The organism is Streptomyces sp. NPDC050504 (assembly GCF_044458065.1).
In the GTDB taxonomy this organism is placed as follows: domain Bacteria; phylum Actinomycetota; class Actinomycetes; order Streptomycetales; family Streptomycetaceae; genus Streptomyces.
In genome coordinates, this window is record NZ_JBITHO010000009.1 from 180,045 (window position 1) to 204,768 (window position 24,724).

18 protein-coding genes are annotated in these 24,724 nt (G+C 71.5%); 13 read left to right on the forward strand and 5 right to left on the reverse strand.

What is annotated here, in order from left to right:
* Positions 1–117 precede the first annotated feature (117 nt).
* Complete coding sequence (locus ACIBNE_RS31075) at positions 118–1,482, reverse strand: FAD-dependent oxidoreductase (RefSeq protein ID WP_399277450.1); 1,365 nt, start codon at positions 1,480–1,482, stop codon at positions 118–120.
* A gap of 297 nt (positions 1,483–1,779) precedes the next feature.
* On the opposite strand from ACIBNE_RS31075, the gene ACIBNE_RS31080 reads away from it, so the two are divergent.
* The 4 genes from ACIBNE_RS31080 to ACIBNE_RS31095 are packed head-to-tail and all read left to right on the forward strand — an operon-like array spanning position 1,780 to position 8,242.
* Positions 1,780–3,489, forward strand: a complete 1,710-nt coding sequence (locus tag ACIBNE_RS31080) for a hypothetical protein (RefSeq protein WP_399277452.1) — start codon at positions 1,780–1,782, stop codon at positions 3,487–3,489.
* Positions 3,490–3,501: 12 nt separating this feature from the next.
* On the forward strand, positions 3,502–6,507 hold the full coding sequence (locus ACIBNE_RS31085; protein ID WP_399277454.1) for a DEAD/DEAH box helicase: 3,006 nt from the start codon (positions 3,502–3,504) through the stop codon (positions 6,505–6,507).
* Positions 6,504–7,718, forward strand: coding sequence for a hypothetical protein (locus ACIBNE_RS31090; RefSeq protein WP_399277456.1), 1,215 nt, complete (start codon positions 6,504–6,506; stop codon positions 7,716–7,718). Before ACIBNE_RS31085 ends, ACIBNE_RS31090 begins: the two co-directional genes overlap by 4 nt.
* The gene (locus tag ACIBNE_RS31095; protein ID WP_399277457.1) at positions 7,715–8,242 is read left to right on the forward strand and encodes a hypothetical protein; all 528 of its coding nucleotides are present in this window, start codon (positions 7,715–7,717) and stop codon (positions 8,240–8,242) included. Before ACIBNE_RS31090 ends, ACIBNE_RS31095 begins: the two co-directional genes overlap by 4 nt.
* A 90-nt stretch (positions 8,243–8,332) precedes the next feature.
* Here the strand turns inward: ACIBNE_RS31095 and ACIBNE_RS31100 are convergent, their stop codons facing one another.
* The gene (locus ACIBNE_RS31100; protein WP_399277459.1) at positions 8,333–8,758 is read right to left on the reverse strand and encodes a YjbQ family protein; all 426 of its coding nucleotides are present in this window, start codon (positions 8,756–8,758) and stop codon (positions 8,333–8,335) included.
* A gap of 122 nt (positions 8,759–8,880) precedes the next feature.
* Between ACIBNE_RS31100 and ACIBNE_RS31105 the strand changes: the two genes are divergently transcribed.
* From ACIBNE_RS31105 to ACIBNE_RS31130, 6 genes are all read left to right on the forward strand, one after another.
* The gene (locus ACIBNE_RS31105; RefSeq protein WP_313884353.1) at positions 8,881–8,964 is read left to right on the forward strand and encodes a putative leader peptide; all 84 of its coding nucleotides are present in this window, start codon (positions 8,881–8,883) and stop codon (positions 8,962–8,964) included.
* Positions 8,965–9,189: 225 nt separating this feature from the next.
* On the forward strand, positions 9,190–10,071 hold the full coding sequence (locus ACIBNE_RS31110; RefSeq protein ID WP_399277461.1) for an ABC transporter permease: 882 nt from the start codon (positions 9,190–9,192) through the stop codon (positions 10,069–10,071).
* Positions 10,044–10,808 (forward strand): ABC transporter ATP-binding protein, encoded by a 765-nt coding sequence (locus ACIBNE_RS31115; RefSeq protein WP_399277462.1) that lies wholly within the window; start codon positions 10,044–10,046, stop codon positions 10,806–10,808. The genes ACIBNE_RS31110 and ACIBNE_RS31115 overlap by 28 nt, the downstream gene beginning before the upstream one ends.
* Before the next feature lie 80 nt (positions 10,809–10,888).
* Positions 10,889–11,893 carry an ABC transporter substrate-binding protein gene (locus tag ACIBNE_RS31120; protein ID WP_399277779.1) on the forward strand — a complete coding sequence of 335 codons (1,005 nt, stop codon included), beginning with the start codon at positions 10,889–10,891 and terminating at the stop codon, positions 11,891–11,893.
* Positions 11,890–13,098, forward strand: a complete 1,209-nt coding sequence (locus tag ACIBNE_RS31125; RefSeq protein WP_399277464.1) for an LLM class flavin-dependent oxidoreductase — start codon at positions 11,890–11,892, stop codon at positions 13,096–13,098. Before ACIBNE_RS31120 ends, ACIBNE_RS31125 begins: the two co-directional genes overlap by 4 nt.
* A 148-nt stretch (positions 13,099–13,246) precedes the next feature.
* Positions 13,247–14,314, forward strand: coding sequence for an NAD(P)-binding domain-containing protein (locus ACIBNE_RS31130; RefSeq protein WP_399277781.1), 1,068 nt, complete (start codon positions 13,247–13,249; stop codon positions 14,312–14,314).
* An 89-nt stretch (positions 14,315–14,403) separates the two neighbouring features.
* Here the strand turns inward: ACIBNE_RS31130 and mltG are convergent, their stop codons facing one another.
* Both mltG and ACIBNE_RS31140 read right to left on the reverse strand, forming a co-directional pair.
* The gene (mltG, locus tag ACIBNE_RS31135) at positions 14,404–15,216 is read right to left on the reverse strand and encodes an endolytic transglycosylase MltG (RefSeq protein ID WP_399277466.1); all 813 of its coding nucleotides are present in this window, start codon (positions 15,214–15,216) and stop codon (positions 14,404–14,406) included.
* Between the two features lie 439 nt (positions 15,217–15,655).
* On the reverse strand, positions 15,656–17,461 hold the full coding sequence (locus tag ACIBNE_RS31140; RefSeq protein WP_399277468.1) for an ABC transporter ATP-binding protein: 1,806 nt from the start codon (positions 17,459–17,461) through the stop codon (positions 15,656–15,658).
* Between the two features lie 117 nt (positions 17,462–17,578).
* Here ACIBNE_RS31140 and ACIBNE_RS31145 point away from each other — a divergent pair, with 117 nt between their 5' ends.
* The 3 genes from ACIBNE_RS31145 (at position 17,579) to ACIBNE_RS31155 (ending at position 22,894) form a co-directional block, all read left to right on the forward strand.
* Positions 17,579–18,055, forward strand: a complete 477-nt coding sequence (locus tag ACIBNE_RS31145; RefSeq protein WP_399277470.1) for a MarR family winged helix-turn-helix transcriptional regulator — start codon at positions 17,579–17,581, stop codon at positions 18,053–18,055.
* A gap of 121 nt (positions 18,056–18,176) precedes the next feature.
* The gene (locus ACIBNE_RS31150) at positions 18,177–21,125 is read left to right on the forward strand and encodes an FAD-binding and (Fe-S)-binding domain-containing protein (protein WP_399277472.1); all 2,949 of its coding nucleotides are present in this window, start codon (positions 18,177–18,179) and stop codon (positions 21,123–21,125) included.
* A gap of 326 nt (positions 21,126–21,451) precedes the next feature.
* Positions 21,452–22,894, forward strand: coding sequence for a Gfo/Idh/MocA family protein (locus ACIBNE_RS31155; protein WP_399277474.1), 1,443 nt, complete (start codon positions 21,452–21,454; stop codon positions 22,892–22,894).
* Between the two features lie 45 nt (positions 22,895–22,939).
* Here ACIBNE_RS31155 and ACIBNE_RS31160 read toward each other — a convergent pair whose 3' ends face one another.
* Entirely contained in the window at positions 22,940–24,544 is a 1,605-nt protein-coding gene (locus ACIBNE_RS31160; RefSeq protein WP_399277476.1) for a peptide-N4-asparagine amidase, read from the reverse strand.
* Positions 24,545–24,724: the final 180 nt, after the last annotated feature.

Here is a 24,724-nt window from a genome sequence, read left to right on the forward strand (position 1 = left end):
CGCCGGCTGCCCGTCCCCATCATCCCCCACGCGGGGACGGGGGAAGCCGCGGAACGCGAAGGCGGGGTGCGCCCGTGTGGGCGCACCCCGCCGGAAAGCCGCACCGTGCGGCCGTGGTCACGCTCCGCTGGCGTCCAGCATCTCGTCGCGCTCGACGATCTTCACGCGCTCGCGGCCCTGGGGCTCGCCCAGCGCCTTCTCCGCGGCGTCGAGCCGGTACCAGCCCTCCCAGGTGGTGAAGCGGACGCGGCGCTCGCTCAGGAACTCCTCGACCGCCTCGGGCGCGGGCGACACGGGCGCGGGCAGGCGGCCGTTCGCGTGGTCGTCCAGGAGGCTGGCGACGGTCTCGTTCGCGTCGCCCTTGGTGTGGCCGATGAGGCCGACGGGGCCGCGGCGGATCCAGCCGGTGACGTACGTGGACGTGAGGTGCTCGCCGGACTCGTCGATGACGCGGCCCGCCTCGTCGGGAACGGTGCCCGAAGCGGCGTCCCAGGGGAGCTTGGGCAGCTCGTCGGAGAGGTAGCCCACGGCGCGGTAGACGGCGCCGAAGTCCCAGTCCTTGAACTGCCCGGTGCCCTTGACGTTGCCGGTGCCGTCGAGCTCGGTGCGCTCGGTGCGCAGGCCGACGACCTCGCCGTCCTCGCCCAGGAGCTCGGCGGGGGACTCGAAGAAGTGCAGGAAGAGCTTGTGCGGACGGTCGCCGACGTCGCGGATCGCCCAGTTCTCCAGGGTCTTGGCGACCATGTCGGCCTGCTTGTTGCCGCGCCGGGTGGCGATGGAGCCCTCGTCGTAGTCGATGTCCTCGGGGTCGACGATGACCTCGATGTTCGGGGAGTGGTCCAGCTCCCGCAGCTCCATGGGGCTGAACTTGGCCTGGGCGGGGCCGCGGCGCCCGAAGACGTGCACTTCGAGGGCCTTGTTGGCCTTGAGTCCGTCGTGGACGTTGGCCGGGATCTCGGTCGGCAGCAGCTCGTCGGCGGTCTTGGCGAGGATGCGGGCGACGTCGAGCGCGACGTTGCCGACGCCGAGGACGGCGACCTTCTCCGCTTCGAGGGGCCAGGTGCGGGGCACGTCGGGGTGCCCGTCGTACCAGGAGACGAAGTCCGCGGCGCCGTACGAGCCCTTGAGGTCGATGCCCGGGATCGACAGCGCGCGGTCGGCGGTGGCACCGGTGGAGAAGATCACCGCGTCGTAGAAGGCGCGCAGGTCGTCCAGGCTGATGTCGCCCGGGTAGTCGACGTTGCCGAAGAGCCGGACCTGGGGCTTGTCGAGCACCTGGTGCAGGGCGGTGATGATGCCCTTGATGCGCGGATGGTCGGGGGCGACGCCGTACCGGATGAGGCCGAACGGCGCGGGCATCCGCTCGAAGATGTCGATGGAAACACCGGGGTCGACGGCGGCCGCGGACTTCAGCAGCGCGTCGGCGGCGTAGATCCCGGCGGGGCCGGCTCCGACGATGGCGACCCGCACGGGGCGAGGCATGATCAGGTTCCCTTCGAGCGGTGGCAGTCTTACTCGGAGGGAAGCCTAAACTAAGGCAATCCTAACCTAGTAGCCGGGTTGGATCTATGACCCCATAAGCCTGTCTTATGACATCCCAAAGCCTTGCCTGGGCATCTGTCCCGAGGGCGTAGACCTCGCCGCGAAGATCTTCGCAGGCGGACGCCGTCCGAGGGACCCGGGCTAGAGTGATTCCTCTTGCCACTTCATGTGCCGGGCGGGACGACCACCAGTAGTCGTCGGGTTCGGCATCGGATTTCCGTGAAGGTGAGGGTTCCGTTGGGGGGAACGAACGAGCAACGGCCCACTGTGGTCGTGCTCACCGCTTTGCAGGTGGAGTACGAGGCGGTCCGTCGGCACATGACGGACGCCCGCGAGGTCGAGCTGCCCCAGGGCACGCTCCTCGACGTCGGTCGGATGCCGGGCCTCAATTGGAACGTGGCGCTGGCGGAGACCGGTCCCACCAACACCCGGGCCGCCCTCGTCACACAAGCCGCGATCGAGCACTTCGACGCCGAGGCGGCACTCTTCGTCGGCGTCGCCGGTGCGCTCAAGACCGACGTCCGCCTCGGTGACGTCGTCGTCGCCAGGAAGGTCTACGGCTACCACGGTGGACGTGAGAGTCAGGACGGGTTCGCGGCCCGGCCCGACGTCTGGGAGCCGACGTACGACATGGACCAGTTGGTGCGCTCCGCCCGGCGCAACGACCCCTGGGCCTTCCTCACCCGAGACGACCTCACAACCCCGCTGCCCCGGGTTCACTTCGAGCCGATCGCCTCGGGCGACGTCCTGCTCGGCTTCCGCGGCTCGGAGACGGACCGTCGGATCCGCAGGCACTACAACGATGCCGCGGCCGTCGACATGGAGAGCCACGGTGTCGCCCACGCGGTCCGGATGAGCCGCCGAGTGCGCGCCCTTTCCATCCGCGGCATCAGTGACTTCGCCGACCAGGACAAGGCCTCGTACGACGCCGCGGGCTCCCAGGAGACCGCAGCCCGGCACGCTGCCGCTTTCGCACTGCGCGTACTGCGCGACCTGCGCCCCACCCGGCCGCCGAGCCCTCAGCGGCCCCCGGCACCCGCCGTCGTCATGGCGGGCCCCGCCCGCTCCCCCGGCGCGGCGGACTGGGGCGACCGACCCGTCGTCAAGGTCGTCGACCAGGAGTACCTGCTGTACGAAGGCCCGGGAGACCTCCTTCAAGAGTCACGGGACGGCGACGTGCTGCGCCGCCAGGCGGTAGCACGCACGGTGTCCGGCAGCGGTGCCCGCGACGCCTACGTCTGGCTGCGCCAAGTCGAGCGGATACGCCCGCCGCACAGCCCCGGCCCGTTCGACCCCCTGGACGCACTCAGACGGGAAGCCGCGCTGTACCGAACTCTCCCCGGCCCCGACGTCGTGCAGATGACCGGCGGCAAGGACATCGCGACCCTGGTCCTGGCCTGGCCTGGTGACCCCAGGCTCGGCCGCCCTTCGGACACGCTCGACGAACTGCTGCCCGCATCGTCGACGCCTACGACCCCGCAGCGTCTGTGGTCCATCGTCAGCGGACTCGCCGAAGTCGCCCGACTCCTGGAGCGATTGAGCGCCGAGGGGCTCTCCCACCGGGCACTTCGGCCGACCGCGATCGTGATGGGCCAACCGCGCACGGCGCTGCGCGACTTCGGCCTCGCCGCTGTACCGCCCCGCCGAGGCGAGAACCTCGGCCCCTACCAGGCGCCCGAGCAGCAGCGCGGCTCCCGAACCGATCCCGGTCCCGCCACCGACGTCTACCAGTTGGGAGCGCTGCTGCACCGCGCGCTGACCGGCCGTGTCCCCCAGCCGGGGCTGCCTCCCTACCGCGGCTCGGCATCCGTACCGAACAGCCTCACCCATGCGGTTGCCGGAGCTCTGCGAGAGGACCCGGGAGCCCGCCCGGGGGTCCGCACGCTCCGGCTCGCCCTGGTGTCCGCCGCACGCGAGCTGGCGTCCGTCCCGCCGCCCCAGCACTGAGGAGCGTCGCCGATGTCCATCGCCACCGTCGCCCTGCGCGCCCCGCTGGTACTCGTCCCGGGCATCGGCCTCGACGACCGACTCCGTGCGAAGGCCGCTTCCAGCGCCGGCCTGCCGTCCGACATCTCACAGATCGTCCACGATCTGAACGGGCTCGAAGGCGGCGCCGCCGTGCGGCTCGTCGCGGCCAAAGGCAAGTACAAGGCCTCTTTGCTGGTCCACACGCGTACGTACCGGTTGCGCCTCGAAGCCACGAATCGAGGCACCGCCTATTTCATCAAACACATCGATGCGCTGCGCCTGAAGGACCACTCCGACCTCGCCGGGGCGTGTCTCCTGGTACGCCCGCCCGCCTGGAAGATGGTGTTCGAGCTGAGAGCCGTGCCCGAGGGCTCGGACGCCCAGTGGGAAGCCCTCGAACGCACCTGGAAAGATCTCGGCCGGACGCAGAAGCGGCAGGAGGAGTTCCCCGCACTGAGCGAAGCCCAGTCGAGCTTCCTCGACTCGGTGGACCGGCTGATCGACGCGACGGAGGAGATCACCACTCGGGAAGAACGCCGATCCGCCCCCTTCCCCTACCAGCGCCTCACAGCCACCGGGGTCAAGCGCAGCAGCACTCCCCAATCCGTCTACGAATTCCAGCTCGTCGGAACGGACGCACCGCCGTCCGGTGCCTTCGTGCGCATTCAGGGCGACACGGAAACCCGGGGGCGAGTGAGAAGGGCCGCAGGCGGATACCTGACCGTCCGCTTCGATCAGCCCGTTTCGTGGGACCGCCTGCCGCAGCGCGGCGCCCTGGAAGTCATCCCGAACAGCGTGATCTTCAACAAGCAGCGGCAGGCGGTGGCCTCCCTCCGCGGACTGAACGCCAAGAACGCGGGCCTCCTCCCGGCCGTGGTCGAGCACCGCGTGCACGCGATCCCGGCCACAGCCACGCAGCCGCACGAGGAACTGGACCCCGAACAGCTCACGGCATTCCAAAAGGCCCTGACCACCGAGGACCTCCTGGTGGTACTCGGCCCGCCCGGCACAGGCAAGACCCGGACGATCACGGAAATCGCCCGCACCGCCGCGACGACGAACGCCACCGACAACGGCCGGGTACTCGTCACCTCGCACACCAACCGTGCCGTGGACAACGTGCTGGCCAGACTGCCACGAGATCTCGTGGTGATCCGGGTCGGGGACGAAAGCAAGGTTCACGCCGACGTCAAGCCGTTGCTCCTGGAGGAGCAGTCGGAGAGCCTCTCCGAGGAAATCCGGCACGCCATGACCCAGCGCACACAGGCCTATCGGGACGCGACCGCCGTAGAGCCGTGGACCGATGAACTGGCCATCAGGGTTCAGCAGGTCGACGACCTGGCCGGGAAGAAGAACACGGCGGCTCTACACCTCCAGGAGGCGACCCGAGCAGCAGCCGCCAGGTCCTGGGAAAAGCGGGATGCGCTCCGGCAGGACGAGACCAAGCAGGAGTCGGCTCTGCGGGAGCTGAGCGAACGCACAGTGCCGCTCCGAGAGAGAATGGAGTCCGAGCAACGGCGTTCCAGCGCGTTCTTCACCGGTTGGCTGCACCGCTCCCGGGCCCGCCGTCTGGAAAAGGAGCTCACCACGGCGGCGGCCGAGGTTCAGCGGCTCCAGGCGCTGGTCCCCGATCTGCGTCGACAGGCCGAAGCGGCGAACGCCGAGGCAGAGCGCGCGATCAGTGAGAGCACCGCCGTCAGCGCGGCCCGTGCCGCGAGCCGGGCAGCCGAGCACCGCCTCGACGAGGGCGTCCAGTCCGCCTACGAAGCTGCCGACATGGCGGTCCACGCGCTCAGTGCAGTCGTTCCCAGCACGCCGATGCCCACTCGTTCGGCGGATCCAGCCGAAGCGGCGGCCGCGCTGCACTCACTGCACGGGCAGTTGACGGGCTGGCTGCCGCTGCTCTCGCGACGCCGGGAACTCGCTCAGCAATGGCAGGCCGCCATCGGTCAGGAACCGGGGCAACTGGTACCAGAACTGGTCCGCTACGCCCAAGTGGTCGGCGCCACCTGCATCGGTGCCGCGTCCCGCGCCGAGCTGTCCGGGGTCGACTTCGACCTGGGAATCGTCGACGAGGCCGGTCAGATCGGTGTCGCGGACACGCTGGTACCACTGACCAGGGTCCGCCGCGGCGTCCTGGTCGGCGACGATCGGCAATTGCCGCCCTTCCGCGACTCCGAGGTGGACGAGTGGGCCCAAGGCGCCGGCGACCCCGAACTGGTCCGGCTCATGTCGCAGAGCGCCCTGGAGCGCCTGCGCGCCGGCCTGCCCCCTTCACACATCGTGCAGCTGACCCGCCAGCGCCGGATGCCCGCCGAGATCGCCGACTTCATATCGGCCTCCTTCTACCGGGGAGGGCTGCTCACCGAGAAGGAGCACCAGCACACCGACCCCTTGTTCACGAGCCCTATGGCCTTCGTCGACACTGCCGCGCTACCTGACCGCCTACGTCACGAGTCGGGACGCGGGCGTGCCGAGGGACGCGGTCACAAGGGCCCCTTCAACACCTGCGAAGCACGCCTCCTGGCCAGACTCGCCGCCTTCTACCACCGCCGGGGATCCGAGTGGGTGGTGATCGTCCCCTACCTCGCCCAGCGCCTGGAGGTCGTGCGCCACCTGACCCCGCTGATCGGCGATTCCCAGCTCGCTGACGCCTCGGTCGGCAGCGTCGACTCCTACCAGGGGGGAGAGCGTGACGTCGTCCTGTACGGCTTCACCCGCAGCAACCCCGAGGGCCGGATCGGATTCCTCAAAGAACTGCGCCGGGCCAACGTCGCCTTCACCCGCGCCAAGAGTCAGCTGGTGCTCGTGGGCGACCTGGGCACCCTGGCACGTGCGGACGACCCCGGCTTCCGTGCCCTCATGGGCGACCTGCACCAGCACCTGATCGACCGCGGCGACCTGCGGGACTACCGGGACGTCATGGCGGACCTCGACGAAGCCGTCCCGGAAGCGGGCAAGACCGCCGACCCGTCCCCGGAAGGAGGCCGAACGTGACGGCCCGTCTGATGAACTTTCCCGAGGAGCGGGTCCTGGAGGACGCCGCCTTCGGCCAGGGTGTCGTGCCCACCCGGCTCTACGCCCTGCTGCTGCCGGTCTGGCAGGTGGAGATTCGCGCCGACGTCACCGAAGGCGAGGCGTTCTTCCTGATCGACCGGTTCCTGGAGCGCGGGCTGCGCCACGGCGCCCTGCACACCGTGGACGAACTCGCCGCCTTCTTCGCCCTGGACCGGTCCCTGGTCGCGCAAGCCGTGCGCTTCCTGACCGCGATCGGCCACGTGCGGGAGGAGGCCGCGGGCCGACTGTCCCTCACGCCCTTGGGGCAGCGGTCCGTCGACGACGACATCCGCTACGTGGTCACTCACGAGGACCGTCGCATGCTCTACTTCGAGGCCCTGGAGTGCACCCCGCTGACCCGGGCCCACTACGACGACGAAGTCGTCACTCTCCTGTCCGGAGACGATCTGACCCAAGTGCTGCAAAGCAACCGTTATCCGCGCTTCACACCGTTCTACGTGATGTCCGGCTTCGACCGATCGGCCCTGGACCGCCTCAAGGACCGTAAAGACCGTGCCCGGTTCAACCTGCCTGCGGCTCTGGACTCCCTGAAGTGTCTGAACGAGACGCTCGTCCACCTCCCCGTCTATCTGGTGCGAGGCCGGAAGGAACTCCTGGTTTACGGCCAAGCCGAAGCCGGGGCCGCGCCCGATCCGGAGCTCGGCGAACTCTGCGCCCGCACCCCGGAACTGATCGACCTTCTCGACAACGAGGAGGCGTTGGACACGGAAGCGGACGAACGCGTCCAACGATCCGCCCGGAATTGGCTCCAAGCGCAGGGCTTTGACTCGATCGCTCCGGAACAGGACGACGACGGCACGTGGTCGGTCTCACTGCCCGCAAGCGCCTTCGGTGAAAAAGGGATCCCGATGTCCCGCATCGGCGGCTACCGCATGGCGGACAGCCTCTTCTTCCGCGTGTGGTGCCCGGAGGAAACACCACGTAAGCTCGCTCTCCTCGACCGGCTGGACCAACGCATGGGCTCGCGCAGTCAGGTCACCCGGCAGGAAGCGGAAGAACTCGTCTCCCGCCTGGCCCTCCAACTGCGCTTGGACGTCCCCGAGCTGTCCCGGCTCCGCAGCGGCGCGGCGAAGACCGGCCGCAGTGGACTGGAAGCCCAATTGGCCCGACTGGAGAACGAACAGAAGTGATCGACACCGGCCAACTCCTGCTTGCCGAGTACGAGCAGATCAAGCAGGAGCAGCGTGCCCGCATCGGCTTCCGCGACAACCTCATCTACGCCACGCTCGGCGCCATGGCGGCGGTGGTCGGCTCGACGCTGGCTCGGAACGGCCATCTTGAGATGCTGCTGTTGCTCCCCCCGCTGTCCGTCATCCTGGGATGGACCTACCTGGTGAACGACGAAAAGATCTCGGCCATAGGCCGGTACATACGCGACGAACTGTCCCCCCGGCTCAAGGAACTGACAGCGGACCAGGCAGAGGTCTTCGGATGGGAATCCGCCCACCGGCGCGACGCGTATCGCAGCTCACGTAAGCGGTCCCAACTCGCCGTCGACCTGCTGACGTTCTGCGGAACACCACTCGCGGCACTGACCGTCTACTGGCTGTTCGGCCCGATGCACTGGCCGCTGCTCCTGATCTCACTGGTCGAGGCAACCGTAATCACCGGCCTGGCCGTCCAGGTCGTGCGCTACGCGGACCTCGGGCGCTGACCGAGCCCGTCGGGCTCCGTCGGCGCCTGGGGAGGTCCGCCCCGTGCGGACGGACCTCCCGAGGCGCTTCCGCGCCGGCTAGACCCACGCCTACTGGCCGAAAAACGACAGCCGCACCTGCCTCTCCGGATTGTCCCTGTTGGTGTCGACCAGGCAGACCGACTGCCAGGTGCCCAGTTCCAGGCGGCCGGCCAGGACCGGGAGGGTCGCGTGGGGCGGGACGAACGCGGGGAGCACGTGGTCGCGGCCGTGCCCCGGGGTGCCGTGGCGGTGCCGCCAGCGGTCGTCGGCCGGGAGCAGGTCGCGCAGCGCCGCGAGGAGGTCGTCGTCGCTGCCCGCGCCCGTTTCGATGACCGCGATCCCGGCGGTCGCGTGCGGGACGAAGACGTTGAGGAGGCCGTCCCTGCCGGGGGCCACCTCCGCGAGGAAGCGCTCGCACGCGTGCGTGAGGTCCGTGACGGTTTCGGACCTGCCGGTGGAGACGTCGAGGACGCGCGTGGTGAAGGAGGCTGACATGCCTCCATCCTCGCGGTGGGGGAGCCGGTCCGCGCCCCCGCCCCGCCCGGTGGGCAAGACCGGGCGTCCGGGGAGCGAGACGCCATTGACCGTGTCCGGACGGGCTCGCTACGTTCTGCCGCATGTTGCGTTCAGCCCTGCTCACCACGCGCGGTCACATCGACCTGCTGCGGGTGGCCTCCGCCGCGTGTCGCCGCGGCCGCTGACGCCCTTTCACCTCACTCCGCCGCCCCGCCCTCCCGTACGGCAGCCGCATCCGACCGCTCTCGCGTCGCGTACGGCACCTTCGGCGTACGCGCCGTACGCGATATGCGCCGTACGCGCCGTGTGCTGTACGCGCGCCGGGGCCGCGGACGGCCATTCGCGTGGCGGCCGTCCGCACTTTCCCGTGAGACCCCCTCCCCCGTCTGTCACACCCCCGTGGAGCCCCGATGACCGTCGATCACGCACCACCGGACATATCCCTTAAATCACCGTCCGACACCCCTTCCCGAGGTGCCCCTCCGGAGCTGGTGGCCGTCGTCCCCTCGGCCGCCCCCGGGTCCCGCCGCTCCCTCCCCCGCTGGCTCCGCCGCACCTTCGGGCCCCTGCTGCTCCTCGCGCTCTGGCAGGCGTCCAGCACGACCGGCCTCCTCGACCCCGACATCCTCGCCTCGCCCGGCACCATCGCCCGCGTCGGCGGTGACCTGATCGCCGACGGGACCCTGCCGTCCGCCATGGGCGTCTCCCTCCAACGCGTCCTGATCGGACTGCTGTTGGGCGGCGCCATCGGCACCGGCCTGGCGCTCCTGTCCGGGCTCTCGCGGCTCGGCGAGGACCTGATCGACGCGAGCGTGCAGATGCTGCGCACCGTGCCCTGGGTCGGTCTCATTCCGCTGTTCATCATCTGGATGGGCATCGGCGAGGCTCCCAAGGTGGCGCTCATCGCCCTCGGCGTCGCCTTCCACCTGTACTTGAACGTGTACGCGGGCATCCGCGGCGTCGACGCCGGGCTCATCGAGGCCGGGCAGTCACTGGGGCTCGGACGGTGGGGCCTCGTGCGGCACGTCGTGCTGCCGGGCGCGCTGCCCGGCGCCATGACCGGGCTGCGCTACTCGCTGGCCACCGCCTGGCTCGCGCTGGTCTTCGGCGAGTCCATCAACGCCGACGCCGGCATCGGCTTCCTGATGAACCAGGCCAGGGAGTTCTTCCGGACCGACGTCATCGTCGTCTGCCTGGTCGTCTACGCCTTCCTCGGCCTCGCCGCCGACCTCATCGTCCGCACCCTCGAAAGGCTGCTGCTGCAATGGCGACCGACCTTCACCGGCCAGTGAGCAAGGCGAGCGCGGCCCGCGGGGCGAGCGCCGTGCGCACGGACGACACCGCCGTACGCGTCGCGGGGCTCACCCGCTCCTTCGACGGGCGCGCCGTCATCGACGACCTCGAACTGACGCTGCGCACCGGCGAGTTCACCGCGCTCCTCGGTCGCAGCGGCTGCGGCAAGTCCACCCTGCTGCGGGTGCTCGCCGGGCTCGACCGGGACATCGCGGGCACCGTCCTCGTGCCGAAGCGGCGCGCCGTGGCCTTCCAGGCGCCGCGCCTCATGCCCTGGAAGCGGGTCTGGCGCAACGTCCTGCTCGGGCTCGAAGGCAAGCCGGACCGGGCGCTCGCCGAGAAGGCCCTCGCCGAGGTCGGGCTCTCGCACCGCTCGGGCGCCTGGCCCAAGACGCTCTCCGGCGGCGAGGCCCAGCGCGCCTCGCTCGCCCGCGCGCTCGTACGGGAGCCCGATCTGCTGCTGCTCGACGAGCCGTTCGGCGCCCTCGACGCGCTCACCCGCATCAAGGCGCAGCGGTTGGTCGCGGAGCTGTGGCAGCGGCGCGGCTGCGCGGTGCTGCTGGTGACGCACGACGTGGACGAGGCCCTGCTGCTCGCGGACCGCGCGCTGGTGATGCGGGACGGCGCCATCGCGTACGACACACCCGTGACCCTGGACCGGCCGCGCGCCGCCGGCGACCCGCGGTTCGCCGCGCTCCGCACCCGCCTGTTGACCGAACTCGGAGTGGACCAGTGAGCACCCCCTTCAAGCGACCGAAGCGCACGGAGCGCCCGGAGCGACCGAGGCGCCCGAAGCGACACGCGCTCGTCGCCGCCCTGCTGCCCGTCGGACTGCTGCTCGCCGCCTGCGGCGGCCCCTCCGCCGCCGACGCGGGCGGCAGCGTCGACGGCAAGGGCGACGTCACGCTCAACGTCGGCGACCAGAAGGGCGGTTACGAGGCGATCCTGCGCGCCGCCGGTGAGCTGAAGGACCTCGACTACCGCATCAAGTGGTCCACCTTCACCTCGGGCCCGCCGCTGCTGGAGGCGATGAACGCCAAGGCCGTGGACATCGGCGGGGTCGGCAACACCCCGCCCGTGTTCGCCGCGGGCGCGGGCTCGAAGATCGTGGTGGTCGGGGCCTCCCACGGGTCGGCGGCGGGCGAGGCGATCGTGGTGCCGAAGGACTCCCCGCTCAAGCGCCCGGCCGACCTGAAGGGCCGGTCGGTGGCGGTCGCCCAGGGCAGCTCGGCCCACTTCCAGCTGGTCGCCTCGCTGAAGAAGGCGGGCCTGGGCATCGGGGACGTGAAGCTGAAGTACCTGCAACCCGCCGACGCGCTGGCCGCGTTCAGCCGGGGCAAGGTCGACGCGTGGGCGATCTGGGACCCGTACACCTCCCAGGTGCTGCGCACCGCTGACGCGCGCGTACTGACCACGGGCGAGGGCGTCGTCAACGGCCTCGGCTTCCAGGTCGCTTCGCCGTCCGCGCTGAAGGATCCGGCGAAGTCGAAGGCGATCGGCGACCTGTTGGAGCGGTTGCGGCGCGCCCAGGACTGGGTGTTCGCGCATCCCGAGGAGTGGGCGAAGGTCTGGTCGAAGGACACCGGGCTGCCGTACGAGATCGCGCTCGACTCGGTGAAGCGCTCGCAGGGCACGCGCGTCCCGGTCGCCGTGGACGCGGCGGCCGTCGCGTCCGAACAGGAGATCGCCGACACCTTCGCCGAACTGAAGCTGATTCCGGGCAAGTTCGCCTTCGAGGACTTCGTGGACCCCCGCTTCAACGGCAGGCTCCCCGCGTCCTCCACCGCACCCCGCACCTATGGAAAGGCCACAGTCCGATGAGTGTTCACCTGCACTGGTTCCTGCCGACCGGCGGCGACGGCCGCACCCTGGTCGACCGGCACGCCTACACCGACGGCGGGATCAAGCGGTCCCGGATCACTCCGGTGAGCGGGGTGCGGGCGCCGGACATCGAGTACCTGGCACAGATCGCCAAGGCCGCCGAGCAGTTGGGCTTCGAGGCCGTGCTGACGCCCACCGGGACGTGGTGCGAGGACGCCTGGCTGACGACGGTCGCGCTGTCGCAGCACACCGAGCGGCTGAAGTTCCTGGTCGCCTTCCGCCCCGGGGTGATCTCCCCGGTGCTGGCGGCCCAGATGGCGGCGACGTACCAGCGCATCACGCGCGGGCGGCTGCTGCTGAACGTGGTGACGGGCGGCGACTCGACCGAGCAGCGGCGGTTCGGCGACCACCTCGACCACGACCGGCGCTACGCACGGACCGCCGAGTTCCTCTCGGTGGTGCGCGGGGTGTGGGGCGGGGTCCCGTACGACTTCGCGGGCGAGCACTTCTCGGTGGAAGGCGGGCTGACCGCGCTGCCGCCCGACCCGCTGCCGGAGATCTTCTTCGGCGGGTCGTCGGCGGCGGCGGGCCCGGTCGCGGCCCAGCACGCCGACGTCTATCTGACCTGGGGCGAACGGCCCCACGAGGTGAAGGCGAAGATCGACTGGATCCGGGGGCTCGCGGAGGAGCGCGGGCGCACGGTGCGCTTCGGGATCCGGCTGCACACCATCTCGCGCGACTCGGCGCGGGAGGCATGGGCGACCGCGAACCGGCTGCTCGACGACCTCGATCCGGAGACGATCGCGGCGGCGCAGCAGGCGCTCGGCCGGAGCGAGTCGGTGGGCCAGCAGCGGATGCTGGCGCTGCACGGCGGTTCGCGGGAGGACCTGGAGATCTCGCCGAACCTGTGGGCGGGGGTCGGGCTGGTGCGGGGCGGCGCGGGCACGGCGCTGGTGGGCAGCCACGAGGACGTGGCGGACCGGATCGAGGAGTACCACGCGGTGGGCGTGGACCACTTCGTGCTGTCGGGCTATCCGCACCTGGAGGAGGCGTACTGGTTCGGCGAGGGCGTGACGCCCGAGCTGGCGCGGCGCGGGCTGCTGGCGCGGGTCCCGGCGTCGCCGCTGCTGGGCGTCCCGGCGGCGAACGGCCGGCCCGCGTCGGCGCCGGGCGGGGCCCCGCTGCTGGTGGCGGGGGGCCGCTAGGCCGTTTCCCGGGTCCGGCGGCGGGCGCGACGCCGACCCCGCCGCCGGACCCGGGAAGATCCGCACGGGGCGCCGCGTTGGTAGAAGCATGAACTACATCGGGGCGCGGTCCGTGGACGTGCGTGACGTGGACGTGCGTGACGTGGACGTGCGTGACGTGGACGTGGTGGTCGTGGGCGCCGGGCAGGCGGGCCTGTCCGGCGCCTACCACCTGCGGCGGGCGGGGCTCGAACCCGACCGCGACTTCGTGGTCCTGGACCACGCGCCCCGGCCGGGCGGCGCCTGGCAGTTCCGCTGGCCCTCGCTGACGTACGGCAAGGTGCACGGAATGCACGCGCTGCCCGGCATGGAGCTGGTCGGCGCGGACGGCAGCCGCCCCTCGTCCGAGGTGATCGGCGCGTACTTCACGGAGTACGAGGAGCGCTTCGGGCTGCGCGTGCACCGGCCGGTCGAGGTGTCGGCGGTGCGCGAGGGCGAGGGCGGACGGCTCCTCGTCGAGACCTCGGAGGGCGCGTACGCCACCCGGGCCCTGATCAACGCGACCGGCACCTGGGACCGGCCCTTCTGGCCGCGCTACCCGGGACAGGAGACCTTCCGGGGCCGTCAGCTGCACACGGCGAACTATCCGGGTCCCGAAGAGTTCGCCGGTCAGCGGGTGATCGTGGTGGGCGGCGGCGCGTCGGGCACCCAGCACCTGCTGGAGATCGCCGAGCACGCGGCGGACACCACCTGGGTGACCAGGAGCGAGCCGGTCTTCCGCGAGGGGCCGTTCACCGAGCAGTGGGGGCGCGACGCGGTCGCCCTGGTCGAGGAGCGGGTGCGGCGGGGACTACCGCCGCGCAGCGTGGTGTCGGTGACGGGGCTGCCGATGAACGACGCCGTACGGCACGGCATCGCTTCGGGCGTACTGGACCGGCTGCCGATGTTCGACCGGATCACGCCGACCGGTGTGGCCTGGGCCGACGGGCGGACGGTGGACGCGGACGTGATCCTGTGGGCCACCGGCTTCCGTGCCGCGATCGACCACCTCGCGCCGTTGAGGCTGCGCGAGAGCGGCGGGGGCGTCGCGCTGGACGGGACCAGGGCCGTACGGGACGAGCGCGTCCACCTCGTGGGGTACGGCCCGTCCGCGTCGACGATCGGCGCGAACCGCGCGGGGCGCGCGGCGGTGCGGGAGATCAGGGCGCTGCTCGGCCGGGTGCCTTCGGGCGCGTGAGGCGGGGGCAACCTGCGGGGGCGTGAGGCGGGGGCAACCTGCGGGGCAGGGGTGGGGGCGGCGGGGCTGCCGGGAAGCGCCGGACGCCCTCAGGAGCCGTTCTTCCTGTTCCGGTTGAACTCTTCGACGTTCTTCTGGTGCTCGGCGTAGTCGGCGGTGAAGCGGGTGTCGCCGGCGGCGACCGTGACGAAGTACAGCCAGTCGCCCGGGGTCGGCGCGAGGGTGGCGTCCATCGCCTGGTCTCCCGGGTTGCCGATGGGGGTCGGGGGAAGGCCCTGGCGCTCGTACGTGTTGTAGGGGCTGTCGAGCCGGGTGTCGCCGTGCGTGGTGTCCAGGGTGGAGCGGTTCAGCGCGTAGTTGAGGGTGGAGTCCATCTGGAGCGGCATCCCCTTGGCCGTGCGGTTGCGGATGACCCGCGCCACCTTGCCCATGTCCGCGCGGGTGTCGGCCTCGGCCTGCACGATGCTGGCGACGGTCACCGCCTGGTAGACCGTCAGGCCGTTGCGCTTCGCGCCGCTCGTGACGCCCTCAGCGCCGAACCGCTCGTTGGCCGTGTCCACCATGTAGGCGAGCAGCCCGGCGGGCGTCGTCGACGACTTGACGGGGTAGGTCGCCGGAAAGAGGTAGCCCTCCGGGTTGCCCTTGGCCTCCGGGGGAAGTGCCAGCTCCGCCCCGGCGACCGCCTTCCTGGTGGTGCCCGGGTCCTCGCCCAGCGCGCGGTCCACCGTCTCGTACACCTTGGCGGCGCGCCGCCCCTCGGGCACCACCAGAGCGCCGGGCTCTTCCTTCGTCCCCCGTGCGAGCAGCGCCACGACCACGGCTGCGGCGGTCAGCGCGAGGACGGTGACCAGGGTCAGGACCAGTCGGCCGCGTCGCGTCAGCCGGGAGGGCGTCTTCTCCATGCCGAAACGCTAACCCGTTCGCCACCGCCGCAACCGGTGCCCCGCCCGAGCACCCGGCTGACACGTTGAACACACGAACACGGGATCGGTTGTTCGCCGGAACGCGTGATCGTCCCGGGATTGATTGCCCAACTCCCGTACGCAGCACGATGATTGCAGTGCGCAAGCGACGGGCTGCAGACCGTGACTTACGCGGTCCCACACATGCACCATGCACAAGGAGAAGCACCACCATGAACTTCCTCACCAACCTGATCGCCGGTGTCGTCCACTTCATCGGCTGGCTGGTCTGATGCCCTGACGCTCTGGCGCTCCGACGCCGGGCGTTCCTGAAGACGCCGTCGCTCCCCGTCCCAGGGGGCGGCGGCGTCGTCGTGTGCGACGGGTACACCTGGCCGGACGGCAACGGCACCGGAGCCATGGCCGAGGAATTGGCCGCTCAGGGCGCGACGGGCGCCAGCTGCGCGTCCCGGCGCACCAGCTCGGCGTACTTCCCGTCGAGCGCGAGCAGTTCCTCGTGGGTGCCGCGCTCGGCGGTGGACCCGCCGTCGAGGACGACGATCTGATCCGCGTCGCGGACGGTGGAGAGGCGGTGCGCGATGGTGAGGGTGGTCCTGCCTTCCGAGAGCGCGTCGATGGCTTGCTGCACCGCATGCTCCGTACGGGTGTCCAGGGCGCTGGTCGCCTCGTCCAGGATGAGGACGGGCGGATCGCGCAGGATGGTCCTGGCTATCGCGAGGCGCTGCTTCTCGCCGCCCGAGAAGCGGTATCCGCGCTCGCCGACCAGGGTGTCGTACCCGTCGGGGAGCGAGGCTATGTGGTCGTGGATCTGCGCGGCGCGGGCCGCCTCGACCAGCTCCTCGTCGGTCGCGTCCGGCTTGGCGAAGCGGAGGTTGTCGGCGACCGACGCGTGGAAGAGGTAGGTCTCCTGGGAGACGACGCCCACCGCGCGCGCCAGGCTGTCGAAGTCGAGGGCGCGGACGTCCACGCCGTCGAGCGTGACCCGCCCGCCCGTGACGTCGTACAGCCGGGGCACCAGATAGCCGAGCGTGGACTTGCCCGCGCCCGTGGGGCCGACGACGGCGAGGCTGCTGCCCGCCGGGACGGTGACGTCGATGCCCTTGAGGGCCGGGCCGCCCTGCTCGTCGTAGGCGAAGTCGACGCCTTCGAAGCGGATTTCGCCGCGGGCCTTCGCGAGGCGCACCGGCTCGTCGGGCTCGGTGATGTCCACCGGCAGGTCGAGGTACTCGAAGATGCGCTGGAAGAGGGCGAGGGAGGTCTGGATCTGCACTCCGGTGGAGAGCAGGCTCACGGCGGGCCTGAAGAGGCCCTGCTGGAGCGAGACGAAGGCGACGAGCGTGCCGAGCGAGACCGCGGCTCCGCCGCCCTGCATGGCGAGCCCCGCCGCCCAGTAGATGACCGCGGGCATGGCGGCCATGACGATGCCGATGACCGACATCCGCCACCGCCCCGCCATGTTGGCCCTGACCTCCAGGTCGACCAGGCGCTCCGACTCGTCGGCGAAGGTCTTGGTGAGGGAGTCGGAGCGGCCCATGGTGCGGCCGAGCAGGATGCCGCTGACGGAGAGCGACTCGGTGACCGTGGCGGCCATGGCGGCCATCTGCTTCTGGCGCTGGGTGGTGATCCTCTTCCGCTCCTGGCCGACCCGGCGGCTGATCCAGACGAAGAGCGGGAGCAGCAGCAGCGAGACGGCGGTGAGCCGCCAGTCGAGGGCGAGCATCGCGACGACGGTGGCGATCACGGCCGTGGCGTTGGAGACCAGGGACGTGGCGGTCGAGGTGACCGTCGCCTGCATCCCGCCGATGTCGTTGGCGATGCGGGACTGCACCTCGCCCGTGCGGGTCCTGGTGAAGAAGGCCAGGGGCATGCGCTGGAGCTGGGCGTAGACCCCGGTGCGCAGGTCGTGCATGACGCGCTGGCCGACCGTCGTGGAGATCAGGGTCTGGAGGACTCCGAAGACGGAGGTGACCACGGCGGTGAGGATCATGCCGAGGGCCAGGAGGGTCAGCAGGCCCGTCCGCCCCTCGGGGATCGCCACGTCGAGGATCTCGCGCAGCAGGAAGGGCGAGGCCACGCCGACCAGCGACGAGGCGCAGACGAGGAGGCCCACCACGGCGAGGCGGGCGCGGTAGGGCCGGAAGAGGCGGAGGATGCGGCGCAGCTCGGCGGGCGGCTGGTCGGGGCTCCGGGGCGGGGGCGTCCAGGTGGATCGGTCGGGGTGCATGGGCTCCTTCGGGAGGGTGAGGCTTCCGGATCGTTCCGGGCTTCGAGTCGAACGTCGAAGAGCATAGCTCATTGTTACCTATGCTCACAATGCACTAGGTCCTGATATTGTTCCCGCATGAGCACACCCGACGTCCGCCGCGAAGCCGACGGGCTGCTGGCCGAGCAGCTGCTGCGGCTGACCCGCAGGCTGCACCGCATCCACAAGCAGCACCTGGAGCCGGTCGGCGTCACCCCGGCGCAGTCCCGGCTGCTGCGCACCCTGGCGCACTACGACAGCCCGCCGCGCATGGCCGATCTGGCCCAGCGCCTGGAGGTCGTGCCGCGCGCCGTGACCAGCCTCGTCGACGGCCTGGAGGCGAGCGACTGCGTGCGCCGCGCCCCCGACCCCGACAACCGCAGGGTGATCAGGATCGAGCTCACGGACACGGGCCGGGCCGTGCTGCGGGCGTTGCGCGGCGCGCGCAGGGACGCCGCGGAGGAGATCCTGGCTCCGTTGACGGACGAGCAGCGCGAGGTGCTCGCCGACCTGCTGTCGACCCTGGTGGACGGTCCCCCGCCGGACGGGGACGGGACGCCGGGGCGCCGCTGCTGAGGACCCGCACCGCACCGGGCCGCCGCCCCACGGGGGCACGGGCCCGGGGACCGCGGTCCCCGGCAGCCGCCGGAGCCGGCCGGTCGCCCCACCGGGCGCCGCCGAGAAAGGGGACCCCGCCATGCCGCTCCTGGAGCCGAACCCGGACGCCCTCCGCCCGACCTCGGAGCGGGCCCCTTCACCCGACCGGGTGCCGGACCTGCGGGCGGACGGCACCCCCGGGCCGCTGCGCGACGAGCTGATCGCGCTCCTCGGCGCGGACAAGGTGCTCTGGAAGGTCTCCGACCTGGTGCGGTACGCGTCGGACGCCAGCCCCTACCGCTTCGTACCCCAGGTCGTCGTGGTCCCCGAGGACATCGACGACGTCTCCGCGATCCTCTCCTACGCCCACGGCAAGGGCCGCCAGGTGGTGTTCCGGGCGGCGGGCACCAGCCTCAACGGCCAGGCGCAGGGCGAGGACGTCCTGGTCGACGTCCGCCGCCACTGGACGGGCGTCGAGGTCGAGGACGGCGGCCGCCGCGCCCGCGTCAGGCCCGGCACCACGGTCCTGCGCGCCAACGCCGCGCTCGCCCGGCACGGCCGGGTGCTCGGCCCCGACCCGGCCAGCGCGATCGCCTGCACGATCGGCGGAGTCGTCGCCAACAACGCGTCGGGCATGACGGCGGGCACGACCCGCAATTCGTACCGCACGCTCTCCTCGCTCACCTTCGTCCTGCCGAGCGGCACCGTCGTCGACACCGGCGACCCGCGCGCCGACGAGGAGCTGCGGTGCGCAGAGCCGCGGCTCTGCGCGGGGCTCCTCGCCCTCAAGGCCGAGATCGAGGCGGACCCGGAGCTGACCGCCCGCATCCGCGCCAAGTACGAGATCAAGAACACCAACGGCTACCGCCTGGACGCCTTCCTGGACGGCGCGACGCCCGTGCAGATCCTGCGCGGGCTCATGGTCGGCTCCGAGGGCACCTTCGGCTTCATCTCCGAGGCCGTCTTCGACACCCTCCCGCTGGACCGCCTGGTCTCGACGGCGCTGCTCTTCTTCCCGACGCTGCCCGCCGCCGCGGCCGCCGTGCCGCTCTTCAACGAGGCGGGCGCGCTCGCCGTCGAGCTGATGGACGGCAACACCCTGCGCGCCTCGGTGAGCGTCGCCGGGGTGCCCGCCGACTGGGCGGGCCTGCCGAAGGAGACCACCGCGCTGCTCGTGGAGTTCCGGTCCCCCGACGAAGCCGGACGGGCGGAGTGCGAACGGCGGGCCGCCGACGTCCTGGACGGCCTCGAACTGGTGGCGCCCGTCCCCTCGGTGACCAACGCGTTCACCCGCGACCCCGGCACCGTCGCCGGGTACTGGAAGGCCCGCAAGGCGTTCGTCACGGCGGTCGGCGGCGCCAGGCCCTCCGGCACGACCCTGATCACCGAGGACTTCGCCGTGCCGCCCGCCCGGCTCGCCGAGGCCTGCGCGGCCCTGCTCGAACTCCAGACGCGGCACGGCTTCGACGCGGCGGTCGCCGGGCACGCCGCCCACGGCAACCTCCACTTCCTCCTCGCCTTCGACGCCGCGCTCCCCGCCGACGTGGCGCGCTACGCCGCGTTCATGGACGACTTCTGCCGCCTCACCGTCGAGCGGTTCGACGGATCGCTGAAGGCCGAGCACGCCACGGGGCGCAACATCGCGCCCTTCCTCGAACTGGAGTGGGGCCCCGCGGCCACCGAACTGATGTGGCGCACGAAGCAGCTCATCGACCCGGACGGGGTACTGGCTCCGCGCATCGTCCTCGACCGCGACCCGCACGCCCATCTGCGCGGCCTCAAGACCATCCCCTCCGTGGAGCCGATCGCCGACCCCTGCATCGAATGCGGCTTCTGCGAGCCGACCTGCCCCAGCCACGACCTGACGACCACGCCCAGGCAGCGGATCGTGCTGCGCCGCGAGATGACGCGCCAGCCGTCCGGCTCCCCCGTCGAGGACGGCCTCGTCGACGCGTACGGCTACGACGCGGTGGACACCTGCGCGGGCGACTCCACCTGCAAGCTCGCCTGCCCCGTCGGCATCGACACCGGCGCCCTGATGAAGTCCCTGCGCCACCGGCGGCACTCCGCGCGCGAGGAGCGCGTCGCCGCGTTCGCCGCGCGGCGGTTCGGAGCGGTGGAGGCGTCCGCCCGGCTCGCGGTGGCCGCGGCCGAGCGGATCGACGACCGGCTGCTGACCGCCGCGACCTCTCTCGTGCGCAGGGCGGTGCGCCCCGACCTCGTGCCGCGGTGGCTGCCCGAGATCCCCGGCGCTGCGGACCGAAGGCCGCCGCGCACCAGCCGGGTGGGAGCGGTCGCCGTCTACTACCCGGCCTGTGTGAACCGCGTCTTCGGCTCGCCCGAAGGCCATCGCGGACCGTCCCTGCAACAGGCCGTCGTCGCCGTCTCCGAGCGCGCGGGCCGTCCCGTGTGGATCCCCGAGGACGTCACCGGGACCTGCTGCGCCACGATCTGGCACTCCAAGGGGTACGCGTCGGGGAACGCCGTCATGGCCAACCGCATCGTCGAGGCCGCGTGGGGGTGGACCGCGGGCGGCCGGTTGCCGCTCGTCGTGGACGCCTCGTCGTGCACGCTGGGCATCGCGCACGAGGTGGTGCCCTACCTCACCGAGGACAACCGCGCGCTGCACGCGGAGCTGACGGTCGTGGACTCGGTGGTGTGGGCCGCCGAGGAGCTGCTGCCGCGCCTGGAGGTGCTGCGCACCGCGTCGTCCGCCGTGCTGCACCCCACGTGCTCCATGCGGCACCTCGGCGACGAGGGCGCGCTGCGGGCCGTCGCGGAGGCGTGCGCCGAGGAGGTCGTCGTGCCGGACGACGCGGGGTGCTGCGCGTTCGCGGGCGACCGGGGCATGCTGCACCCGGAGTTGACCGCGTCGGCGACGGAGCGGGAGGCGGCGGAGGTCGCTCCGCGGGAGTTCGAGGTGTGTCTTTCGGCGAACCGGATGTGCGAGATCGGGATGGACCGGGCTACGGGGCGGAGCTACTACTCCGCGCTGATGGAACTGGAACGGTCCACGCGACCGGGCCCGGAGTACTTGCGGCGCAGCTGAGGGACGGGGCGGGGGCGAGCACGGGGCGGGGGGCGGGTGCGGGCACGGGGCGGGTGCGGGCACGGGTGGGCGCGGGTTCCGCTGCGCGGGCCTCCCCCTCCCCGCCCCTTCCCGAAACCCTGCCGGGGGCGCCAAAAGATGTGCGCAGTTCCCCGCACCCTTAAGGGGCGGGGGAACGCGCCGCACAGCGGAACCCGCTCCCCCAAGAGTCCAAGTGCCCCGCCCCAAGAGTCCAATCGGCGCCCTTGCGCACCAACAACCGCACCCTCCAAGGTCATTGCCGAGGTCTACACCTGTCGGCGAGATCAAGCTCCCTTGGAGGCTCGATGAACGACGCAGCATCCCGCACCCCTGGCGACGGCACCCCTGGCGACGGCTCCCCGAGCCGTCGTTCCGTCCTGGGCACCTCGCTCGGCGTCGCGGGCGCGGGACTCGGCCTCGGCGCGCTCGGCACCGGCACGGCCTCCGCCTCCGCCGCCACGCCTCCGGCGGAGGCCGCCGCCGAGGCTCCCCGCCGCCAGGGCATGACCATGGTCGGCGTCCCCTTCGAACGCCGCTCCACCGTCCGCGTCGGCATCGTCGGCCTCGGCAACCGCGGCGGCAGCATGATCGACCTCTTCCTCGCCCAGCCCGCCTGCCGCGTCGTCGCGGTCTGCGACCCGGTCAGGGCGAAGGCCGAGCAGGCCGCCGCCAAGGTGGTGAAGGCCGGGCAGCCCGCCCCCGCGATCTACGCCAGCGGCGAGGACGACTACGAGAACCTCTGCAAGCGCGGCGACATCGACTTCGTGTACGTCGCGACGCCGTGGGACTTCCACTTCGAGATGGCGAAGACCGCCATGCTCAACGGCAAGCACGTCGGCGTGGAGTGTCCCGTCGCGATGCGCCTGGACGAGCTGTGGGAGCTGGTCAACCTCTCCGAGCGCACCCGCCGCCACTGCATGCAGCTGGAGAACTGTTGTTACGGCAAGAACGAGATGCGCGTGCTGCGCATGGCGCACGCGGGCAAGTTCGGCGACCTGCTGCACGCCGCGGGCGCGTACAACCACGACCTGCGCGGCCTGATGTTCGACCCGGACTACTACGAGGGCCCCTGGCGCCGCCTGTGGCACACCCGGCTGCGCGGCGACCTCTACCCCAACCACGGCTTCGGGCCGACCGCCAACTACATGGACATCAACCGCGGTGACCGCGCCGTCTCCATCGTCAGCGTCGGCTCCCCCGCGCTCGGCCTCGCCGAGTACCGCAAGGAGCACATGCCGCCCGGCGACCCGAGCTGGAAGGAGACGTACATCGAGAGCGACCGCACGATCAGCCTCGTCCAGACCGCCAAGGGCCGGGTGATCCGGCTCGAACACGACGTGTCGACACCGCACCCGTACTCCCGGATCAACAGCCTCGGCGGCACGCGCGGCGTCTTCGAGGACTACCCGGCGCGGATCTACATCGAGCCCGACCACACCAACGACCAGTGGGCCGACTTCGGCAAGTACGCGGCGGAGTTCGACCACTGGCTGTGGAAGGAGCACGCCAACCCGCCCGGCGGCCACGGCGGCATGGACTACCTGCTGGTGTTCCGGCTGATCCAGTGCATGCGGCTGGGCCTGGTACCCGACTTCGACGTGTACGACGCGGCCGTGTGGACCGCGCCCGTGCCGCTCAGCCACCTCTCGGTCAAGGCCAAGGGCGCCCCGATGCAGATCCCGGACTTCACCCGGGGCGAGTGGAAGAAGTCCAGGCCCGGCATGGACTCGGCCAAACCGACCGCGTGACGTGACGAGGGGGCCCGGTGCCCACCGGGCCCCCTCCCGCCCGGCTCAGCAGGCCCTGCGGTCCACCGTCAGCGTGCCCTGCACGGTCCTCAGGCTCCGGTCGTAACACCCCGAAGTCCCGTACAGCCGGTAGCGCTCGCTCGTCGTGGCGACCGCGTGCCGCTGCTCGCGCGGCACGTTCGCGGTGTAGGCGGCGTCACCCGTGTACGTGTCGTCGAAGCGGGTGTACGCGGGTCGCGCGCCGCCCCCGAAGGACAGGACCTCCGCCGTGTCGCCGAGCGTCAGCACCGTCCGCAGCCGGTCGCCGTCGCCGAGGGTGGTCCGCCCGTCCATGGTGTACGTGCGGTGCGTGCGGGTCGTCCTGCCGCCCGTCGTGACCGTCTCGTCGTCGCGCCAGGTGCTCTTCAGCGCGTCCAGGCTCTCGCCCTCGGTCCAGCGGTGCACGGAGGTGTTGGCCAGCGAGCGGGAGACGGTCGTCGCGACGCGGCCGTGCGAGGTGTCGACGTACCCGGCGACGGTCAGCCGGTGGCCGCCCTCGGTGTCGAGGCGGTGCTCGGCGCCCGGCGTGTGCTTCACCGAGCCGGTGGGCGCCGCGTTCTCGTGGCGGGTCAGCGCGCCCGTGACGACCTCGCGCTTCGCGTCCTGCCAGAGCAGGATGTTGGTCGGCGTCGACCAGCCGCTCTGCCCGGCTGGCAGCCCGACGACGGAGACCTCGACGCGGTGCGGCCTGCCGTCGTTGAGCAGGCCGGCGAACGGCGTCAGGTCGTACTGGATCGGCTTGATGTCGAAGGCGCGCGGCCCCGGAATCACGTACCAGAGGAAGGGGTTGGACCAGCCGCCCGTCCAGACCGTCGGGAACGGCGTCGCGATCCCGGCGAGCTTCCCGTCCACGGAGATCTGAACCTCCCGGTACGGGCCCTCGTCGGCCTTGCAGGAGTACGGCGCTTCCTTCGGCACGGTCAGGTACCAGTACTCCTCGCAGCCGCCGCCCGAGCCGGTCGCGTACACCTCGGCGAGGATGCGCTCGGAGTTGCGCGGGGTGGTCAGCTCGCCCGTGCCGTTGGCGAACGGCAGCACCCGGTCGGGCACCCGCGCGGGCTTCGTGCGGCCGTCGGCGGCGTAGAAGACGAGCGTCGCCCTGACGTCGATGACACCGGTGTACGTCTCGTTGACAACGTTGCCGATGAGCATTTCGACCGGCTGCGGACCGCCCAGCGTCCGGCTGTAGCGGGTGACGTCCTTCTCGACCGACCACGTGATGCCGTCGGGCGAGGGCTCGGGCGTCGACGTGCGCAGCACCTCGACGCCGCCGATCTTCAGATAGCCGAGCCGGTCGTACTGCCGTCCCTTGACCTTCCCGTCGAGCCGCAGCACCACCTTGCTCCAGCGCTCGCCGCACCCCTTCGGGGGCGCGTAGCTCCCCTCGTACGGCGTGAAGTCGCGGAACTGCGCCTCGGCGACGGTCACCTCGCAGGACTTCGTGGACGGCTTGGGTACCGGCGGGGCCGCGGTGAGCGGGTCGTGCCAGTCGGTGCCGAATTCGGCCGGGGGCTCGGCGGCCGCCGGGGCCGCGGCGGCGGGGCCCGCGCCCAGCAGCGTGCCCGCCGCGAGGGCGAACCCGGCCGCCATGGTGATGATCTTCTGTCTCATGGGTCAGGAGTGAAGCGCGACGGCGGCCAGGACGCCAGGGCCTCGGCGCTTCGACGTCAGAGCCTTGGCGCGTTCTGAGCCGTTTCACCGGAAATTCGATTGCGGCGGGCCTCTCTCAAGCGCGAACCTTGCACGGCTCCGGCCGCTTCGCCGTGCCGCCTCGCCCGCGGCCCTTCACCT

Bases quoted from the DNA above. Each gene is read 5' to 3' on its own strand.
- mltG (WP_399277466.1), bottom strand. From the start codon at position 15,216: ATGGAGAAGACGCCCTCCCGGCTGACGCGACGCGGCCGACTGGTCCTG.
- ACIBNE_RS31105 (WP_313884353.1), top strand. From the start codon at position 8,881: ATGTTGCGTTCAGCCCTGCTCACCACGCGCGGTCACATCGACCTGCTG.
- ACIBNE_RS31155 (WP_399277474.1), top strand. From the start codon at position 21,452: ATGAACGACGCAGCATCCCGCACCCCTGGCGACGGCACCCCTGGCGAC.
- ACIBNE_RS31125 (WP_399277464.1), top strand. From the start codon at position 11,890: ATGAGTGTTCACCTGCACTGGTTCCTGCCGACCGGCGGCGACGGCCGC.
- ACIBNE_RS31100 (WP_399277459.1), bottom strand. From the start codon at position 8,758: ATGTCAGCCTCCTTCACCACGCGCGTCCTCGACGTCTCCACCGGCAGG.
- ACIBNE_RS31160 (WP_399277476.1), bottom strand. From the start codon at position 24,544: ATGAGACAGAAGATCATCACCATGGCGGCCGGGTTCGCCCTCGCGGCG.
- ACIBNE_RS31110 (WP_399277461.1), top strand. From the start codon at position 9,190: ATGACCGTCGATCACGCACCACCGGACATATCCCTTAAATCACCGTCC.
- ACIBNE_RS31145 (WP_399277470.1), top strand. From the start codon at position 17,579: ATGAGCACACCCGACGTCCGCCGCGAAGCCGACGGGCTGCTGGCCGAG.
- ACIBNE_RS31115 (WP_399277462.1), top strand. From the start codon at position 10,044: ATGGCGACCGACCTTCACCGGCCAGTGAGCAAGGCGAGCGCGGCCCGC.
- ACIBNE_RS31140 (WP_399277468.1), bottom strand. From the start codon at position 17,461: ATGCACCCCGACCGATCCACCTGGACGCCCCCGCCCCGGAGCCCCGAC.
- ACIBNE_RS31075 (WP_399277450.1), bottom strand. From the start codon at position 1,482: ATGCCTCGCCCCGTGCGGGTCGCCATCGTCGGAGCCGGCCCCGCCGGG.
- ACIBNE_RS31150 (WP_399277472.1), top strand. From the start codon at position 18,177: ATGCCGCTCCTGGAGCCGAACCCGGACGCCCTCCGCCCGACCTCGGAG.
- ACIBNE_RS31085 (WP_399277454.1), top strand. From the start codon at position 3,502: ATGTCCATCGCCACCGTCGCCCTGCGCGCCCCGCTGGTACTCGTCCCG.